Below are 17,197 nucleotides of genomic sequence, written 5' to 3'. Positions count from 1 at the left end.
GGTGATGAAGGATGAAACGTAAGGATTGGCTGTTGCTTGTCCTGGCCGTGGTGCTCATCGGCGGGATTGGCTTCGGGATGCTGCAGTACCGCTTGTCCCATCAACAGCCGGACTCTCCGCAAATGTCCGAGGGGGCCAACAAGCCTGCCGCGCAGAGCGGTCCTGCTGTCCAGCTCTGGATTACCCGGGACTTTGGCGCACAGACGCTGACGGTTCAACGGGTGCCGCTGGAGCCCGGCGATACCGTGATGGATATCCTGAAGCGGCACGGCGGAGAGGTGAAAACGGCTTACGGCGGCGGCTTTGTGGAATCGATCCAGGGGCTCGCTTCCGCCTACCGGCCGGGAGACGAGAAGAGCCGGAAGCTGGATTGGTTTTACTCGGTGAACGGCCTGATGGCGGACATCGGCGCCGCCGAATATGCGCTTGCCCCGGGGGATGTCGTCTGGTGGGATTACCATGACTGGAGCTTCGCCGCCGCTGCGCCCGCCCAGGTGGGGGCTTATCCGCAGCCGTTTGTGCAGATGGCGGGGAAGGCCGGCGCAGAGATCGCGATCATGGCGGAGGACGGCTATGACGGGAAGGCAAGGCAGGTTGCCGAAATGCTGAAAAAACTGACTGGCAAAGCGCCGCAGGTGATCGCATGGGACGAGTCCGCGTTTCGGCAGGAAAAGGCGCTGCTTGTTATCGGGGAAGCCAAACAGCTGGCTGCCTCTCCGTTCCTGCAAGCGCTCTGGAAAGAGAAGGCGACTTCCGGCCTGTTTGCCGATCTGAGCGACAGAGGGATCCAGGCATATGACGAACAGGGGAAGGCGGGCCGCCTGTATGATCAAAAGGGGGCGGGGGCGCTCCTGGCCACCGTCCATCCCGAGTTCCGGCTGCCGCTGTGGATCGCGGCGGGCGTAGGCGCGGAAGGCGTGGATCAGGTTGTACAGGTACTGAACCAGGAGCGTGCAGGCCAACCGGATGACCGGGTGCGGGGACATTATGGCCTGATCGTGAACGGAAACGACACGATCCCTCTTCCCCTTCCGAGCGGCGCGGGTGGGGCTCCGTGAATATCGCCGCGCTTCTCCTGGCCGTACTGCTGCTGCTGTTTTTCCTGCTGCTGTTCCTGTACGAAAAAGGAAGAACGGATGAACGGCTGATCGCCGTAACCGCCACCCTTGGAACGCTGGCCGCTGTGGGCCGGATCCTGTTTGCGCCCATACCCAACGTACAGCCGACCACGTTTCTCGTGATGATCAGCGGGTATGTGTTTGGCATGCGAACGGGCTTTCTGGCAGGTGTGACAGCGGCGCTCTTTTCCAACTTCTATCTGGGGCAGGGGCCGTGGACGCTCTGGCAGATGATCGCCTGGGGACTCTCCGGTGCCAGTGCGGGGGTGCTGCGCGTCCTGATCGAGGCAAAGGGTCCCGGCACCGTGCTGTTGGCCACGCGTTCGAAGCGCTGGCTCTTTGCGATCGTTTGTCTGCTGTGGGGATATCTGTTTGGCTGGATCATGAATCTGTGGGTGTTTCTCAGTCAGGGGGGCTCGGTGACATGGGGGGCCTTTCTGGCCGTCTATATCCGGGGATTTGCCTTTGACACGGCCCATGCCGTGGGCAATTTTCTCTTTGCCTTCCTGCTGGCGCCCGGGTTTGCGAAAACGTTGAGCCGTTATCACCGCAAGCTGCTCATCGCCCGGTTGTCCGTTGAGGAGGAGAAACCATGATCGCTCCGACCGATTCCCGCTGGCGCAAGATCCACCCCGTGGTCGTCTGCCTGCTACTGCTTGTGCACGGAGCGCTCGTCTTCTTCTGGGAGAATCCGCTGTTGATCGGGGGACAGCTTCTCTTTCTCATCCTGTGGGCCAAGAGGGAGAGAATCTTTGTCGATCTGCCGTCCTATTTCAGGTATGGCTGGTGGATCGCGCTGGTCTTTCTGCTGATCAACCCCTTGTGTGCGAGCAACGGCGTCACCTTTCTCTGGAAAGGGCCGATCACCCCGTTGATCGGACGGCTGGATCTGACGGCAGAAGAGCTGGGATACGCAGGGATGAGTATGCTGCGCCTGTCCATCCTGGTGCTGCTCTCCGTCATGTACCAGCGCTTCATCGATCATGACCGGTTGATGCTGACATTCTCCGCATGGATGCCCCGCTTCGTCCTGACAGCGGTTCTCGCCATTCGCCTGTTTCCCTTCCTGGAACAAGAGATGGCGAGAATCCAGGAGACGATGCGGCTGCGGGGGATTCTCCCGAAAAGCGACGCCTGGCGGGACCGGCTGGTTCACCGGCTGTTTTTGTTCCGGCCGCTCCTCCTGTCCGCCCTGGAAGGCGCTTGGTTGACGGCCGAAACCTTGTATGTCCGCGGGTTCGGGAGCGGGCCGCGCACCGTCTACAAACGCTCCCGCATCACGGGAGACGAAATCATGGGTTTGCTGCTTGTCCTGTTCATTCCGGTGTTTGCGGGGTTCGCCCTCGGCTTTGACTTCGGGCGGTTTCAATTTTATCCGCGGATGATGTGGCATGATCCGGTGGGCGATCTCCTTTTTCTGGCCGGATTGTCGGTCGTTTGGATTTTGCCGCTCTATTGGCTGTTAAGGAGGCAGACACAGTGAAGATGTTTGCATGCAAAGGTCTCACCTATCAATACCCGGAGTCGGCGCATCCTGCCGTGGCTGATGTTACCCTGGAGATCGAGGCGGGCGAATTTGTGCTGGTCCTGGGCGGGAGCGGGAGCGGCAAATCCACGTTCCTGCGCGCCTTGAACGGCCTGGTGCCCCGCTTTTACGGCGGTTCCATCGCGGGAGAGATCCGTTTTCAGGGAAAAGCGCTTTCCGCCTTGTCGCACCGGGAGATCGTAGCGGCCATCGGCTTTGTGCAGCAGGATCCGGAACGTCAGCTGGTGATGGAATCGGTGGAGCGGGAGCTGGCCTTCGGATTGGAAAATGTGGCGATGCCGCCCGACCAGATCAAAAGCCGTCTGGCGGAGGTGAGCCACCTTTTCGGCTTGGGAGCGTTCTTGTCCAAGCAAACGTCCACGCTCAGCGGCGGAGAAAAACAACGAGTGGCGCTTGCCAGCGTGCTAGCCCTTCATCCGCAGGCGCTGCTGCTGGACGAACCCACCTCCCAGCTTGACCCGGTGCATGCCGAAGAACTGCTGCATGCCGTCAGGCGCCTGAACGAAGAGTGGGGCATGACGGTCATCATGAGCGAGCATCGTCTGGATCGCTGCTTCCATCTTGCAGACCGCATCCTGCTGTTTCAGGAAGGAAAGGTGGTATTCAACGGCAGTCCGCGCCAGTTCGCCGCGCGGGCGCGGGACCATGCCGCCTGGCAGCTGTTTTTGCCGCCGGTCTCCCGCTACGCCTTGGTCCATGGAGACACGGCAAAGGTGCCGCTGACGGTCAAGGAAGCGCGGGCGCAGCTCTGCGGCTCGCTGCCACCGGCTGTCGGGAGCCGGGTGCAGCCGGTTCCACCGGCCAAAGGGAGGATGCTTGAACAGTTCACCTCCTTCTTCCGGAAGGCGAAGGCGGAGAAAGAAAGCGAACCGCTGCTGCGTTTGCAGGGGGGGCATGCCGGTTATGAAAACAACATGGTTCTGACCGACATCAGCTACGCGATCTATCCCGGGGACCAGATCGCGCTTCTGGGGGAGAACGGCGCGGGAAAAAGCACGTTGGCCAAAGTATGCGCCGGAGCGGTGCCGCTGCGAAAAGGCTCCCTCTATTGGCAGGGGGAAAAGGTGGAGGAGCGGTTCTGGGAAGGAGGGAGCAGCCGCGTCGGGTATCTCTCCCAAAACCCGAATGATTATTTTCTGCACGATACGGTGGAAGAAGAACTCTCCTTCGCTGCGAAAGGGAATGCTGCCTGGCAGGAGGAGCTGCTGGAGAGCTTGCATCTCGGCCGCTACCGCCACCGCCATCCGCACGACCTGAGCGGAGGGGAACGTCAGCGCCTGGCATTGGCCATCGTGCTCGCCACCCGACCCCAGCTGCTTCTGCTGGATGAGCCGACTCGCGGGCTGGATCAGGGCGAAAAGGAAGGGCTGATCCGGCTGCTGCGCGCCCTGCCGGTACAGGCCACGCTGGTGATTACCCATGACGTCGAATTTGCGGCTGCCTACGCCAATCGCGTCTCCATTCTGTATCGGGGAGAGATCGTGGCGGACGATCGGCCGGAAGCGGTGTTTGCCCAATCGTTCTATTACATGCCGCAGGTCTGCAAGCTGCTTCGGAATCATCACGGCTGTTCTTCATAGAGTCGCAGCAGGTCCATAACCTCCTGCCGCTTCGCCGGGGGGAGGGATTCCATCCGGCGCAGAAACAGGCTGACCAGTTCACGCTTTTCCTTGTCGGTCAGCCGGGCATCGCCGGCAAGGGAGCGACGCGTCGGCAACAGCCGCCGTTTCAAGCGGACCTGATCCGTTTCGACCAGCAGCCGCAATAATTTTCGTTCCAGCAAATCGAGTGAAGACATGCCATCCACCCCGTTTGTGACTGATCTCGCTGTCTTCCATTATACCGGATCCGCCCTTTTTCCAGGAGGGCAGCGCTGTATAAAAAGGCAGTTCGGCTGGTTTTCTTGGTGAAAACCTCAGGGGTGTCATAGTATAATAAGCAGAAGCAGACACTTTTGGTCGATGGTTCCTGCTGAAAACCATCATCCCCTGCCGAAGGAGAGGAAACGTTCGTGCTGCAGCAGTGGCTGACCTTCTTTTTAAAGTTTGCCATCGGGTACACCCTGATCCGGTCCGTTTCCATGTGCCTCGGCATGCTGTATGAAGAGCAGGTCCTCACCGCATGGGACACGCTGTTGTATCTGGGAATCTTTACGTACGTGCTTTTCTTTGTCTACGCACGCTTTGGAAACGATCAGTAAGGCTTCCTCAGAAGAAGTCCATCCTTGTTCATCCATGCCATGGCCTGCCGGAGCTGACAGGCAGGGTTTTTATAGGAATGCGAAGCAAGAAAGGTTGGAGGCCCCCGCCGACACCAGCAAGGGCCCCCGTTCGGTGCAACGTGGGCAGAGCGTTCGCTTTAGTCGCCGGGGTTTTCTCATATCGAGAAAGGGGAGAGCAGTGATGAAATACCGTACCCTTGGCAAAACCAATCTGACGGTTTCCGTCATCGGCATCGGCACCTGGCAGTTTGGCGGCGAGTGGGGAAAAAGCTTCTCCCAGCCCGAAGTGGATCAAATCATCGGCCGCGCGAAGGAGCTCGGCATCAATCTGATCGATACCGCAGAATGTTATGGCGACCATCTGTCGGAACAAATGATCGGCCATGCGATCAAGCGGGAGCGAACCGAGTGGATTGTCGCCACCAAGTTTGGTCACAAGTTCCATGGCTATCGCAACCGCACCAACCACTGGTCCGCCCAGGAGGTTCTTGATCAGCTGGAGGATTCGCTGCGGGCCCTGCAAACCGATTATATCGATTTGTATCAATTCCACTCCGGCAGCGACGAATATTTCGATCAGGACGAGCTGTGGACCATGCTGGACAAACAGAAACAAGCCGGCAAGATTCGTCATCTCGGCATCTCGATCGGCTTCAACGACAACCTGCATCAGACGGATGCTGCGACCCGCGTGGGAGCCGAGGCCATTCAGGTGGTCTACAACCGCCTGGACCAAACGCCGGAAGAGCGCGTCTTCCCTTCCTGCATCAGACAGAATCTGGGCGTGCTGGCGCGCGTCCCGCTCGCGAGCGGCTATCTGTCCGGCAAGTACAAGCCCGGCGCAACCTTCGCGGAAAATGATGTGCGCCATCATCACAACCAGGCCCAAACGCTGGAGAAATTGCGGCGCGTGGAGGAAATCAAACGCACCGAAGTGCCGGAAGGAGTCGACATGGCTCAGTGGGCATTGGCGTGGTGTCTGGCACATCCTGCCGTCACCTGCGTGATTCCCGGCTGCAAGGATGTCGCACAGGTAGAGGCCAATGCCAAAGCCGCTGAACTCGATCTGGTCCGAGACGATCATCCGCAGGCACGCCTGCACTTGTAGATTCGCTTCTTGGCGCAAAACGTGGTAAGCTGGATAGGCAAGAAGATTTTCAAAGGAAAGAGGAGCTAGCGATGAAACGACCAGAAGAGACGCGTGTGGTAGTCGGCATGTCCGGTGGCGTCGATTCTTCCGTAACTGCCTATCTCTTGAAGCAGCAGGGATATGACGTGATCGGGATTTTTATGAAAAACTGGGATGATACCGACGAATTCGGCCACTGCACGGCCGAGGACGATTTCCAGGACGTGCGGCGCGTGTGTGATCAGATCGGCATCCCTTACTATACCGTCAACTTTGAACGAGAATATATGGAGAAGGTGTTCCAGTATTTCTTGGACGAATACCGCAAAGGACGCACCCCCAATCCGGATGTGATGTGCAACCGGGAGATCAAGTTCGGCGAATTCCTGTCGAAAGCGCTTGATCTCGGAGCCGATTACATTGCCACGGGCCATTACGCGCGGGTGGAGATGCAGGACGGCGAGTACAAGCTGCTGCGCGGGGCCGATCCCAACAAGGACCAAACCTATTTTCTCAATCAATTGAGCCAGGCGCAGCTGTCGAAAGCCATGTTTCCCATCGGTCATCTGCAGAAGCAGGAAGTGCGGGCGATTGCGGAAAAGGCGGGGCTTGCCACCGCGAAAAAGAAAGACAGCACCGGCATCTGCTTCATCGGCGAACGCAACTTCCGCGAATTCCTGCAAAACTACCTGCCCGCCAAACCCGGGGATATCGAGACGGTGGATGGCGACGTGATCGGACGTCACGATGGTCTCATGTATTATACGCTGGGGCAGCGGCAGGGATTAGGCATTGGGGGAGGCTACGGCAAGAGCGGTCAGCCATGGTTTGTCGTGGAGAAAGACCTGGAGCGCAATGTGCTGATTGTGGCAGAGGGGGCGGATCATCCCCGACTCTACTCCACCGGTCTGATCGCCACCGATGTCAGCTGGATCAGCGACCGTCCGATGCCGAGCGAATTCACCTGTACGGCCAAATTCCGCTATCGTCAGCCCGATCAGGGCGTAACGGTGCGCCTGCTCGACGGCGGACGGGCGGAAGTGCTGTTTGACCAGCCACAAAAAGCCGTCACCCCCGGCCAAGCCGTCGTTCTATACAGGGGCGATGAATGCCTGGGCGGCGGAACCATTGACAAGGTGACGCAGGCAGTTGCGGCCAAGTAAAGCAGAAGGATGGGAAGCAAGCGTGGATGCTGCCAAAAAGTCAAAAATCGTCGTGCTGGCCTGCCTGCTGGTACCGATGGTGATCGCCATGATCTCTTATGTCAGTTCGAGAGAAGCCAATCAGGAACAGGTCCAAGAGATACGAGAGATGATAGCCGCAAGAGGGGGAACGATCGAGCAGATTGAAGTCGTCCCCCCTGACCAAAGCCCGTTTGACAGAAGCGGAAAAGGCAATACCATCTACAAAATCACGTATCACAAGAATGGAAAAACCATGACAGCCTGGTACCGCGCCCTTAACCAGTCTTCGATTGTCCGGGAAGCTCCCGCGTGGAAATTCGACTGAACAACAACCCTGGAGGTGTATGGACATGACGGATACGGCGGGACTTCGCTCCTTGGGCAGACTGATCCATCGCTTTGAGGCGCGGTTGGAGGGGGCGACGCTGACGATTCTCTCCCATGAAAACCGGGATGACATCACCCGCGCCCTGCTGGAAGGGTTGGGGGAGAATGTTGCTGTGCAGGCCAGTTCCGGTGAATATACCAACCATCTGGCCACCTTGAAGGTGAATGGCAACAAGTACACCTTTGCCCGGGATTATCGGGAGACGTATATCAGCGAGATCAATTACTGCCCGTGCCGCATCACGCCGGAAGCCAACGGCGTCGTGGTCGATCATATCGATTATCCCGGCGTGATCTACGATGTCTCCCGCATCTTGGCGGAAAATCGCATCAATATCTCCAAGCTGAATGTCGCCCGCGAGCAAAAAGGCAGGAACGCCCTCTTGATCTCGCTGACCGATGAAGAGATTTCGGCGGATGTGGTGGAAGCCCTCGAGCATCTTCCCCAGATCACACGGGTGATTTCGTTGCGGTAAGGAAGCTGTCCCGGTTGCGGGGCGGCTTTTTTTGGCTGGCTGGAATTCTGAGGGAGGAGGTATCGGGCATGGAAGACGTATCGCTGACGGAGTTGGATGCGTGGTTGGCGGACCGGCGGACGTTTGCCCTTTTGTTGTACACCCCCTTCTGCGGCACGTGCAAATGGGCGGCCCGGATGCTGGCCGTCGTGGAAGCGATGCTGCCGCAGCTTTCGCTGGTGAGCATCAACCTGAACAGGGCGCCGGTTCTTGCGGAAAGGTGGCGCATCACCAGCGTTCCCTGCCTGCTGCTGTTTCGGGAAGGGCGGCCCGCGGAGCGCAGATATGCCATGCATTCGGTCGAGCATCTGTACCGCTTTCTTAAAGCGCTCACCCAGACAAACACCTAACTTCTCCCCGGTGAATACAAGAGTAACAAGAGACGCAAATACCGAGGAGGAGCATCATGCAGATACACGTAGTTCGGCCGGGCCAGAGCTTGTTCGGGATCGCGCAGGCATACAATACCACGGAGAGCGAACTGATCCGGGCCAATGAACTGTCAGCTCCCGGGAATCTGGTGGTCGGGCAGGCGCTGGTGATCCCGATCGTCGGGAGGTATGTGTTCGTGCAGCCCGGGGACAGTTTGTACACCATTGCCAGAAGGTTCGGGATGAGCGCGGCGGAGCTTGCCCGGATCAACCGCATCCCGCTGACGCAGCCTTTGCAGGTAGGGACGCGGCTTTATGTGCCGCCACGCCCGAGGCGGAGAGGGGAGTTCAATGCCTACGTGGAGCCGATCGGAAACGTGGTCACACCGGCCCTGCGCCAGTCGACGAGAAATGCGGCGCCGCATCTGACCTACCTGGCTCCGTTCAGCTTTCAGATCAACCGGGACGGTACGCTTGCCCCTCCCAACCTGGATGACTTTGCCTCGATCGCCGGCCAAAACGGCGTCACGATGATGCTGGTGGTGACCAACATCGAGGGAGGGCAGTTCAGTACGGAGCTGGCCCATGTCATTCTCACCGATGAAGCGCTGCAGGACCGGCTGCTGGACAACATCATGGCGACGGCGCGCCGTCTCGGATTCCGCGACATCCATTTCGACATCGAACGCGTCGACCCGGCAGACCGAGAGGCTTACAACCGCTTTCTGCGCAAGGCCGCAGACCGGATCCATGCCGCCGGCTACCTGATCTCCACCGCGCTCGCCCCAAAGACAAGCGCGGAACAGCGCGGCGAATGGTATACCGCCCATGATTACCGGGCGCATGGACAAATTGCGGACTTCGTCGTGATCATGACCTATGAATGGGGCTACAGCGGCGGTCCGCCCATGCCCGTATCGCCCATCGGACCGGTCCGCCGGGTCCTGGAGTACGCCATTTCGGAAATCCCAGCGGAGAAGATCATGATGGGGCAGAATCTTTACGGCTATGTCTGGACGCTTCCGTACCGGCGAGGGACAACCGCCCGGGCGATCAGCCCGCAAACCGCCATCGATATCGCCAGACGGGAGAACGTGGCGATCCAGTATGATGACCGGGCCCAGGCGCCGTTTTTCAATTATGTGGACGACGCAGGCAGACAGCATCGGGTATGGTTTGAGGACGCCCGCTCCATCCAGGCCAAATTCGATTTGGTCAAGGAACTGGGCCTGCGCGGGGTCAGCTACTGGAAGCTCGGCTTGTCCTTTCCGCAAAACTGGCTCCTGATTGAAGATAACTTCGATGTGGTCAAGCGATAAAAAGTCTCCCCTCCCCGGGAGACTTTTTCATCGGCATGCCAAATGGTATGATGAGGGAAAGAGACAGGAGGAGGAATCGGGAATGGGCGACTGCAAACTGGATCACAGCCAAGAAGACGTGCGGAAGAAGCTGGCGGACCAGCGGGCGTATCTGCCGGACGAGTTGGAGAACCGCTTGGACCAGCTGCTGGATCAACCGTTGTCCCAAGAGAGGCTGAACGAACTGTTTCACTTGCTGAAAAAATATGATCTGGCTGCCCCTGAAGAGCGCGCGGCAAGAGACGCGAAACTGCGGGAGCTGTTGGGGTAGCAGCGGTTTCATTTGATCTGCTTGCGGCCGGCAAATCCCTCATTCACACCATGATAGTGGGTGATTTGCGCTTCCCCCTGCTTCCAGCACCAGAGCACTTCGGCCCCATCGAGCATCGCCGGAAAATCAACCAGTCCGCTATCGATATCTTTGATCTGGATGCCGCGCTCGTACAATTGCTTCAACCGCAGGCGCGCTTCGATATCGAGGAAATCGAGCTCGCATTCAAGCGTAAAGACGGCATCGTGCAGCGCAGCATCCGGAGAGGTATGATAGGCCATGCGCTTTTTGACGTGTTGAAGTTCTTGATATTTCTCAAAAAATTCCTTTTTCATGCTTTGCAGATAGGTCAGTTCCGTCTGAACCACTGGCAGGAGTTGGTTCGCTTCCTCCAGGGTAAAATACTTTTTTTCCATCGACTGCACCTCCTGCCTGTCATTATACGGCAAAAGGGAGGCAGACGGTAAGACCGGACAAGCCAAACAATGAGGAGCGCTTATGGCTTATGAAAGACAGATTGTATTATACGGACCCGTACATACAAACGTTTGAAGCGAACGTCATCTATCAGGGCAGCGAAGAAGACGGCACCCCTTATATCGTGCTGGATCGGACCGCGTTTTATCCGACGGGCGGCGGGCAGCCGTGCGATACTGGCACCCTGAACGGGATCGAGGTGATCCAGGTGGAAGAGGTGGACAGCACCGTTCGCCATCGGCTGAGCCGTCCGTTCCCGCCCGGGACAACCACGGCAGCAGGCAGCATCGACTGGCAGCGCCGGTTCGATCATATGCAGCAGCATGCGGGACAGCATATCCTGTCGGCCGCATTTGCGGAATTGTTCGATGCGCAAACCGTCGGCTTCCATCTCGGACGGGAGCGGGTCACCATTGATCTGGCCGTGGAGGAAGTGACGGAAGAAATGGCGGTGCAGGCGGTCGAACTGGCCAACCGCATCGTGTTTGAAAATCGGCCCATCATCGCCCGCTTCGTGGATCCCGTGGAGCTTGCCCGGCTGCCCCTGCGCAAGCCGCCTGCCGTGACGGAAAACATCCGGATCGTAACGATTGAAGGCTTCGATTACAATCCGTGCGGCGGCACGCATCCCAAACAGACGGGAGAGATCGGACCGATCCAGATTCTCGACTGGGAGCGCATGAAAGGAAATGTGCGTGTCGCATTCATCTGTGGTGGGCGGACGGCCCGCGAGCTGTGGCATAAACACCGCGTCCTGAAGCAGCTCGGCCGTCTTCTCAGCAGTTCGGAAGCGGAGCTGCCGGACGCCGTCGCCCGCCTGCAACTGGAGCGCAAGGAGACCGAACGCGCCCTGCAGGAAGCCAATCAGAAGCTGCTGGAAGCGGAGGCCAGGGAGCGGATGCGGGAGGCCGAGACGATCGGCGGGCTGCGTCTGGCTGCCGTCGCCTTGGCGGAGCGTCCGCTTCCGGACATGCAAAAGCTCGCGCAGCGCATGGTCGCGCTGGACCCCACCGCCATCGCCCTGCTTGTCTCATCCGGCCCCAAGACCCAGCTGGTTTTCGCGCGCGGCGAGGCGGTCAGCCTCCCGATGAACGAGCTGTTGCGGGAGGCGCTGCCGCTGATTGACGGCAAGGGCGGCGGCAATCCGGCGATGGCGCAGGGCGGGGGCACCGGAGGCCCTTCGCCGGAGGACTTGTTGACACAGATAAAAGAGAGTCTGCTCACCAGGATCACACCGTGACAGAAAGGAGTTGCACGCATGCACACACAGACGGTCCAAGTCGGTGACCGCGTCGTCACCACCTACAAAACCGGCCAGTACATTGCCGAAGTGGTGGAGGTCAACCCGCCCAAGTCGGTCGTCAAAATCCTCGCTGTCCGCAAGCATCCGGCCCAGGGCGACCTGCACCATCCCATGGAAGTGGACGTCCCCCTTTTTCACCAGCGGCGCGCCTTGTCCTACCAGGAAAAGATCGTAGTGATGCTGGCGGAGCTGAAGCCGTATCACGGGGAGATCCCCGCATACCGGGACTCGCTGCAAGCGGCGCTACTGGCGGAGATCCATGTTCTGGAGAGAACGATCAGATGGTCACAGCGAGCCCTGGAGGAATACAGGCAGCTGGAGAAAGATTATTTCGGCGGACCGTAAACTTCCTCCGCCGCGAACTTCCCTATTTACAAAGCACTGCGGTCGTGTTAGTGTAAGAGACGAACAACTTGATAGTCCATACCAAACGGGAGCCGAGCATAGTCGGCTGAGATTGTAACGAATGTGTTACTAACCGTGGAACCTGAACTGGGTCATGCCAGCGGAGGAAGAGGTATTGGCAGTTAGCGTGAACGGAAGAGGCGGTTTGCGGCTTAGGCGGCAGCCGTGCGATTCACGGCTGATGTGCAAACGAACCATCCGAAGGCGGATGGTTTTTTTGTGGAGACCGTCCGTTTTGGAACGGCTTCCTTTCATTCCTGTGCAGGGCCCGGGGATGAAAGGAAGCTTTTTTTCTTCGGGGAAGGAGGATGCGGATGAATCTGCGGGTCAACGGCAAACAGGTGTCGCTCGATCATGTGGCGACCCTGGGCGATCTGCTCGACCATTATCAGCTGCAGAACAAGATCGTCGTCGTGGAGCATAACGGAGAGATTGTGGATCGCTCCCGGTACGAATCGACGCCGGTAGCAGACGGCGATCGCATCGAAATCGTTCATTTTGTTGGAGGGGGATGAATCACATGAGCGACACATTAAAAATCGGACCGTATGAGTTTCGGTCCCGCCTGCTGTTGGGGACCGGAAAATTTGACGACCTGGATGTGCAAAGCCGTGCGGTTGAGATTTCCGAGACGGAGATTCTGACATTTGCCATCCGCCGTCTCGATCTGGAGAATCCCGACGCGCCCAATTTCCTGGAGCGCCTTGATTTGAAAAGATTTACCCTGCTGCCCAACACGGCGGGGGCGTACACGGCACAGGAGGCGGTGCGCATCGCCCGGCTCGCCCGTGCATCCGGCCTCTGCGACATGATCAAGGTAGAGGTGATCGGGGATGCCAGGACGCTGCTGCCCGATCCGATCGGCACGCTGGAAGCGTCGAAGCAGCTGGTGGAGGAAGGCTTTATCGTGCTCACCTATACCAACGATGATCCGATCCTGGCCAAACGCCTGCAGGAGGTAGGGGTTCACGCGGTTATGCCGGGGGCGTCCCCCATCGGCTCCGGTCAGGGAATCCTCAATGAAAACAACATCCGTTTCATTATCGAGGAGGCTACCGTACCGGTGATCGTCGATGCCGGCATCGGTTCTCCCGCCGATGCCGCCAAGGCGATGGAGCTGGGGGCGGACGGCGTCCTGTTGAATACGGCGGTCGCGCAGGCGGACGATCCCGTGCTGATGGCGGAAGCGATGAAATACGCGGTCATGGCGGGGCGCAAAGGATTCCTGGCCGGCCGGATTCCCAAAAAGCGCTACGCCTCTGCCAGCAGTCCCGCGGAAGGGATGATCGAATAGATGAGCCGTTTTACAGAACGCTTGCGCACAGCCGTCGCGCCCATCTGGGAAGAGATCCATCGCCATCCCTTTGTGCAAGGCCTGGGGGATGGCAGCCTGCCGAAAGAGAAGTTCGCCTTTTACATGCGGCAGGATTACCTGTTTCTGATCGACTATGCCAAACTTTTTGCCATCGCCAGCGCCAAGGCGTATGACCTGGCGACCGGCGCCAAATTCGCCGCGCTGCAGGAGGCAACGCTGAATGCGGAAATGTCTCTTCACCGGCAGTATGCCCGGAAGTTTGGCATCACGGACGATCAGCTGGAAGAGACCGAACCGGCTTTTGCCACGCTGGCCTATACCAGCTACATGCTGAAGGTTGCCTATCAGGGCTCGCTGGCCGAGCTGGTGAGCGCCCTCCTGCCCTGCATGTGGAGCTATTGGGAAATCGGCAAGGCGCTGTCCCGCATCGAGGGAGCCACAAACCATCCGCTCTACGGAGAATGGGTGACCACTTACTCTTCCGAGGAGTTCGGCGAACTGGCGAAGTGGCTGATCGGGCTGATGGACGATCTCGCGGCGGGGAAAAACGAGCGGGAACTTGCCCTGTATGAAAAGCATTTCCTGACAACCACCCGGATGGAATACCAGTTTTGGGAAATGGCCTATCGGGGGGAGCTGTGGCCTTGAAAAGCAAGCTCTCTTTTGCCGACGTGAGCTTTTCCTATGGGGAGAAGCCGATCGTGCAGCATTTTTCCCTGCAGATCGGACAGGGGGAGTTCGTCAGCCTGATCGGACCGAGCGGGGTCGGCAAAAGCACCCTGTTTCAGCTGGCAACCGGGCTGCTCGCTCCCACGGCGGGCACCATCAGCCTCAACGGGGAAAAAGAGCGGACGCTGCTCGGGAAAGTGGGCTACATGCCGCAAAAAGATCTGCTGATGCCATGGCGGACGGTTGCCGAAAACGCAGCGCTGCCGCTGGAGATCAAAGGTGTGGACAAACACGCCTCCACGGAGAGGGTGATGGAGCTGCTGCCGGCATTCGGACTGAAAGGATGGGAGCATGCGTATCCGGATCAGCTCTCCGGCGGCATGCGGCAGCGCGTGTCGCTGCTGCGGGCCGTGCTGGCAGGCAACGACCTGCTGCTGCTGGATGAACCGTTCAGCGCGCTCGATGGCATCACCCGCATGGAGATGCAGGAATGGCTGCTGGGGGTTTGCGAGCGACTGGGCACGACCATCATGCTGATCACCCATGATATCGACGAAGCGATTCTGCTGGCGGATCGGGTGCTGGTGCTCGCACAGACGCCGCTTACGCAGGCGATCGAGGTGCCGATTCTCCTTCCCCGCCCGCGCCGGGGAGAGCATCGCTATGATCCTGCTTTTCTTGCGCTGCGGGAAGAGATTTGGCGCATCCTGCAAGAGAGAAGAGCCCAGTCCGGGGAGAAGGGGAGGTGGCAGGCGCAATGAAAGGATGGGCACAGGGCAGGACCATCGGCTGGTTCTGCATCTCAATGGTGCTATTGTTTCTGATCTGGGAAAGCGTCTGCCGGCTGTTCTCCCTGCCCCCGTTTATCTTCCCCCGGCCAAGCGACGTGCTGCTTTCGCTGTGGGAGCTGAGGGAACAGCTGCTGGGCATCCATCTGTGGGTCACCCTTCGCGAGGTGGTCCTCGGACTCGTTCTCTCCATCCTGTTCGGGGCGGGTTTGGCGATGGCGATGCACATGAGCCGGCTGGTGGAACGCATCGTTTATCCCTATATCGTGATCTCGCAAACCATCCCGATCATCGCGCTTTCTCCTGTGTTTATCCTGTGGTTCGGCTATGATCTCTCCGGCAAGATCGCCGTTACCATCCTGTTCACCTTTTTTCCCGTCGTCGTCAGCCTGTACGACGGCCTGCGGGCGGCTGATCCCGACATGATCGCCCTCTTGAAGACGATGGGGGCCAGCCGCCGCCAGATTTTCCTCAAGCTGCAGATCCCGGCCAGCCTGCCGCATTTCTTCAGCGGGTTAAAGGTGGCGGCCACATTCAGCGTGTCGGGAGCAACCATCGACGAGTGGTTGGGAGCAAGCGGCGGCCTTGGCTATTTCGGCAGGCGGGCTGCGGGGAACTTCCAGGCACCCGCGCTCTTTGCGTCGGTTCTGCTGCTTTCGCTGGCGGGGATCGCGCTGTTCGCGCTGGCTGCATGGGCCGAGAAACGTTTCGCACATCGGCATACGCACAACCAATAAGAAAAGGAGCATCGCACCATGTCATGGAATGGAAAACGCATCACCCTCTCGCTGTTCAGCCTGCTGCTGGCTGGTAGCTTGACCGCCTGCTCCACACCGGTCACCCCCGCCAATCAGCAAACCGAGCCCTCCAAACCGTCGGAGCCGCAGGAGTTGACAATCGCGCTGGACTGGTATCCCAATGCCGTCCATTCGTTCCTCTATGCGGCGGAGGAACAAGGCTACTTCAAAGAGGAAAATCTGAAGGTTACCCTGCAGATGCCTGCGGATGCCAATGATCCGCTCAAGCTGGCGGCTGCAGGCAAGGTAGACGCGGCCATCAGCTACCAGCCGCAAATCGTCCAGGCGCGCGCAGAGGGGCTGCCCGTCGTCTCCATCGCCGCATTGGTCCGCCATCCGCTGAATGTCATCATGGCGCGCAAGGATAGCGGCATTCATTCGCCCAAGGATCTGGCGGGTAAGCACATCGGCTATCCCGCCGTCCCGCTTGATGAATCGATGGTTCGGACCATGATCAAGACGAACGGCGGCGATGACAGCGGCGTTGCGTTTACCGATATCGGCTTTGATATCGTGCCCGCCTTGACCGGCAAAAAGGTGGATGCGGTCGTCGGCGGCTATATCAATCACGAGAAGCTGCTTCTGGAGAAAAACGGCATTGCGGTAGAAGCGTTCGATCCGCGCCAATACGGGGTTCCGGATTACTATGAACTGGTTCTCGCTACCAGCGACGATACGCTCGCCAAGAAAAAAGAAGCGTTAGCGGCGTTCATGCGCGCGGCAGCCAAGGGTCAGGAATACGTGGCCAAGAACAAGGAGAAGGCCCTTGACCTCCTGCTAGCCAAACAGGCCACAGAGTTCCCGCTGGATGCGGATGTGGAGAAGAAGAGTCTCGATATTCTCCTGCCGCTGATGGATGCGGGCAGCGAGCCGTTCGGCAGCCAGAGCGCCGCGTCGTGGCAAACGCTGATTGACTGGATGACGAAAGAAAAGCTGATCACCACCGAGGTAAAAGTCGAATCCGTCATGAAAAACGTACCATAACGCACCGACACAAACGCCTATTTGAGTCATGGTGTGATGGGGCCAAGCGAGCTCCTTTGACGACCGACTCAGCGAAGAAACGAAGACGCGGTGCCACAGGGGGCGTGAGTCTCACATCGCTGAACCAGCTAATATCTTGTCAAGCCAAATTAATTAAATAGCATCATTATTTGTGGTATACTTTAAAAAGGGTATAACAAACCAGCCTTCCAAATTCAGTTGGAAGGATCTAGTTATCAGTCCTATCCGTTATCGTTATACGGTCTGTTCTTGATAAGGAACGCCTTTCTTCAGAATAGCGTAGATGAGATGGAGAAGTTTATTGGCACATGCAATGACTGCTACTTTGTAAGGTTTGG

The 17,197-nt window shown here is 58.6% G+C and carries 22 protein-coding genes and 1 riboswitch; of the genes, 20 read left to right on the top strand and 2 right to left on the bottom strand.

What is annotated here, in order from left to right; genetic code table 11:
- Positions 1 to 11 precede the first annotated feature (11 nt).
- Genes G3578_RS13900 through G3578_RS13885 form a run of 4 tightly spaced genes read left to right on the top strand, consistent with a single transcriptional unit; the run spans position 12 to position 4,244 of the window.
- Positions 12 to 1,058 carry a DUF4430 domain-containing protein gene (locus tag G3578_RS13900; protein ID WP_165213565.1) on the top strand — a complete coding sequence of 349 codons (1,047 nt, stop codon included), beginning with the start codon at positions 12 to 14 and terminating at the stop codon, positions 1,056 to 1,058.
- Positions 1,055 to 1,714, top strand: a complete 660-nt coding sequence (locus G3578_RS13895) for an ECF transporter S component (RefSeq protein WP_165213564.1) — start codon at positions 1,055 to 1,057, stop codon at positions 1,712 to 1,714. The genes G3578_RS13900 and G3578_RS13895 overlap by 4 nt, the downstream gene beginning before the upstream one ends.
- Positions 1,711 to 2,601 carry a CbiQ family ECF transporter T component gene (locus G3578_RS13890; protein WP_165213563.1) on the top strand — a complete coding sequence of 297 codons (891 nt, stop codon included), beginning with the start codon at positions 1,711 to 1,713 and terminating at the stop codon, positions 2,599 to 2,601. Before G3578_RS13895 ends, G3578_RS13890 begins: the two co-directional genes overlap by 4 nt.
- Positions 2,602 to 2,603: 2 nt before the next feature.
- Positions 2,604 to 4,244, top strand: coding sequence for an ABC transporter ATP-binding protein (locus G3578_RS13885; protein ID WP_241254630.1), 1,641 nt, complete (start codon positions 2,604 to 2,606; stop codon positions 4,242 to 4,244).
- Here G3578_RS13885 and G3578_RS13880 read toward each other — a convergent pair.
- The gene (locus G3578_RS13880; protein ID WP_165213561.1) at positions 4,226 to 4,462 is read right to left on the bottom strand and encodes a hypothetical protein; all 237 of its coding nucleotides are present in this window, start codon (positions 4,460 to 4,462) and stop codon (positions 4,226 to 4,228) included. The two genes, G3578_RS13885 and G3578_RS13880, sit on opposite strands and share 19 nt — an antisense overlap.
- A gap of 213 nt (positions 4,463 to 4,675) precedes the next feature.
- Here G3578_RS13880 and G3578_RS13875 point away from each other — a divergent pair, with 213 nt between their 5' ends.
- The 8 genes from G3578_RS13875 (at position 4,676) to G3578_RS13840 (ending at position 10,100) form a co-directional block, all read left to right on the top strand.
- The gene (locus G3578_RS13875; protein WP_165213560.1) at positions 4,676 to 4,864 is read left to right on the top strand and encodes a hypothetical protein; all 189 of its coding nucleotides are present in this window, start codon (positions 4,676 to 4,678) and stop codon (positions 4,862 to 4,864) included.
- Between the two features lie 202 nt (positions 4,865 to 5,066).
- Entirely contained in the window at positions 5,067 to 5,993 is a 927-nt protein-coding gene (locus tag G3578_RS13870; RefSeq protein ID WP_165213559.1) for an aldo/keto reductase, read from the top strand.
- A 71-nt stretch (positions 5,994 to 6,064) separates the two neighbouring features.
- A complete protein-coding gene (gene mnmA, locus G3578_RS13865; protein WP_165213558.1) occupies positions 6,065 to 7,177 on the top strand; it encodes a tRNA 2-thiouridine(34) synthase MnmA in 1,113 nt (370 codons plus the stop codon).
- A 22-nt stretch (positions 7,178 to 7,199) separates the two neighbouring features.
- Complete coding sequence (locus G3578_RS13860; RefSeq protein ID WP_165213557.1) at positions 7,200 to 7,523, top strand: hypothetical protein; 324 nt, start codon at positions 7,200 to 7,202, stop codon at positions 7,521 to 7,523.
- 25 nt (positions 7,524 to 7,548) lie between these two features.
- A complete protein-coding gene (locus G3578_RS13855) occupies positions 7,549 to 8,061 on the top strand; it encodes an ACT domain-containing protein (protein WP_165213556.1) in 513 nt (170 codons plus the stop codon).
- A gap of 68 nt (positions 8,062 to 8,129) precedes the next feature.
- Entirely contained in the window at positions 8,130 to 8,450 is a 321-nt protein-coding gene (locus tag G3578_RS13850) for a thioredoxin family protein (RefSeq protein ID WP_165213555.1), read from the top strand.
- 56 nt (positions 8,451 to 8,506) lie between these two features.
- Positions 8,507 to 9,790: a glycoside hydrolase family 18 protein gene (locus G3578_RS13845; RefSeq protein ID WP_165213554.1), complete on the top strand. Its 1,284-nt coding sequence runs from the start codon at positions 8,507 to 8,509 to the stop codon at positions 9,788 to 9,790.
- Between the two features lie 82 nt (positions 9,791 to 9,872).
- Entirely contained in the window at positions 9,873 to 10,100 is a 228-nt protein-coding gene (locus G3578_RS13840; RefSeq protein WP_165213553.1) for an LbetaH domain-containing protein, read from the top strand.
- Between the two features lie 8 nt (positions 10,101 to 10,108).
- Here G3578_RS13840 and G3578_RS13835 read toward each other — a convergent pair whose 3' ends face one another.
- Positions 10,109 to 10,516 (bottom strand): DUF2203 domain-containing protein, encoded by a 408-nt coding sequence (locus tag G3578_RS13835; RefSeq protein ID WP_165213552.1) that lies wholly within the window; start codon positions 10,514 to 10,516, stop codon positions 10,109 to 10,111.
- Positions 10,517 to 10,605: 89 nt separating this feature from the next.
- On the opposite strand from G3578_RS13835, the gene G3578_RS13830 reads away from it, so the two are divergent.
- The 8 genes from G3578_RS13830 to G3578_RS13795 all read left to right on the top strand — a co-directional run bounded on the left by G3578_RS13830 (position 10,606) and on the right by G3578_RS13795 (position 16,838).
- Positions 10,606 to 11,817 carry an alanyl-tRNA editing protein gene (locus G3578_RS13830; protein WP_165213551.1) on the top strand — a complete coding sequence of 404 codons (1,212 nt, stop codon included), beginning with the start codon at positions 10,606 to 10,608 and terminating at the stop codon, positions 11,815 to 11,817.
- Between the two features lie 18 nt (positions 11,818 to 11,835).
- A complete protein-coding gene (kapB, locus tag G3578_RS13825) occupies positions 11,836 to 12,225 on the top strand; it encodes a kinase-associated lipoprotein KapB (protein WP_165213550.1) in 390 nt (129 codons plus the stop codon).
- 75 nt (positions 12,226 to 12,300) lie between these two features.
- A riboswitch (TPP riboswitch) is annotated at positions 12,301 to 12,411 on the top strand.
- A 188-nt stretch (positions 12,412 to 12,599) separates the two neighbouring features.
- Positions 12,600 to 12,800 (top strand): sulfur carrier protein ThiS, encoded by a 201-nt coding sequence (gene thiS, locus G3578_RS13820; RefSeq protein WP_165213549.1) that lies wholly within the window; start codon positions 12,600 to 12,602, stop codon positions 12,798 to 12,800.
- A 5-nt stretch (positions 12,801 to 12,805) separates the two neighbouring features.
- The gene (locus tag G3578_RS13815; RefSeq protein ID WP_165213548.1) at positions 12,806 to 13,579 is read left to right on the top strand and encodes a thiazole synthase; all 774 of its coding nucleotides are present in this window, start codon (positions 12,806 to 12,808) and stop codon (positions 13,577 to 13,579) included.
- A complete protein-coding gene (gene tenA, locus G3578_RS13810; protein WP_165213547.1) occupies positions 13,580 to 14,248 on the top strand; it encodes a thiaminase II in 669 nt (222 codons plus the stop codon). It abuts the gene before it with no gap.
- On the top strand, positions 14,245 to 15,030 hold the full coding sequence (locus G3578_RS13805) for an ABC transporter ATP-binding protein (RefSeq protein WP_165213546.1): 786 nt from the start codon (positions 14,245 to 14,247) through the stop codon (positions 15,028 to 15,030). Before tenA ends, G3578_RS13805 begins: the two co-directional genes overlap by 4 nt.
- Entirely contained in the window at positions 15,027 to 15,794 is a 768-nt protein-coding gene (locus G3578_RS13800; RefSeq protein ID WP_165213545.1) for an ABC transporter permease, read from the top strand. Before G3578_RS13805 ends, G3578_RS13800 begins: the two co-directional genes overlap by 4 nt.
- An 18-nt stretch (positions 15,795 to 15,812) precedes the next feature.
- The gene (locus tag G3578_RS13795; RefSeq protein ID WP_165213544.1) at positions 15,813 to 16,838 is read left to right on the top strand and encodes an ABC transporter substrate-binding protein; all 1,026 of its coding nucleotides are present in this window, start codon (positions 15,813 to 15,815) and stop codon (positions 16,836 to 16,838) included.
- Positions 16,839 to 17,197 lie beyond the last annotated feature (359 nt).

The organism is Brevibacillus sp. SYP-B805 (assembly GCF_011059135.1).
GTDB lineage: Bacteria > Bacillota > Bacilli > Brevibacillales > Brevibacillaceae > Brevibacillus_F.
The sequence above is the reverse complement of the archived record's forward strand: the minus strand, read 5'-3'. Positions and strand labels throughout refer to the sequence as shown.